The organism is Desulfovibrio psychrotolerans, assembly GCF_013340305.1.
Classification (GTDB): Bacteria; Desulfobacterota; Desulfovibrionia; order Desulfovibrionales; family Desulfovibrionaceae; genus Halodesulfovibrio; species Halodesulfovibrio psychrotolerans.
Map to the genome: position 1 here is coordinate 1 of NZ_BLVP01000018.1, position 371 is coordinate 371.

Genomic DNA, 371 nt, shown 5'->3' on the forward strand with positions numbered 1-371 from the left:
CTGTGAGACCGCTGTCGATACGTTGCAAAAAACACCTGTTCCGGCGGACCTGCGGGAGTAAGCCCGCCGGAGAGGTGTTTTTAACTGCGTTTCATGTCGCTTCTGCCCATGATGCGCGCAAACATCTGCTTGCGGTTCATGAGTTGCGGGCTTGCGTCCGCCACAGCCTTTTCGAAGTAGTCCACCGGGTTCTGCTGGAAGAGGTAGACCACGCGGGTATCGTGGGGGTTGCCCAGCACCGCGTTGGGATACTGCTTCTTGACCGCGGCAAGACGTTCTTCCGCAAGGGCCATCATTTCATCTTCATCGCCAAAGCTCATGGTGCCCGTGGGGCAGGAGAGGACGCAGGCAGGCTTTTTGCCGTTCTGCAC

1 pseudogene is annotated in these 371 nt (G+C 58.2%); it reads right to left on the minus strand.

Going from position 1 to position 371, the window contains the following annotated elements:
• Positions 1-80 precede the first annotated feature (80 nt).
• Positions 81-371 (minus strand): annotated as a pseudogene (locus HUV26_RS13455) (4Fe-4S dicluster domain-containing protein); the annotation flags it as partial.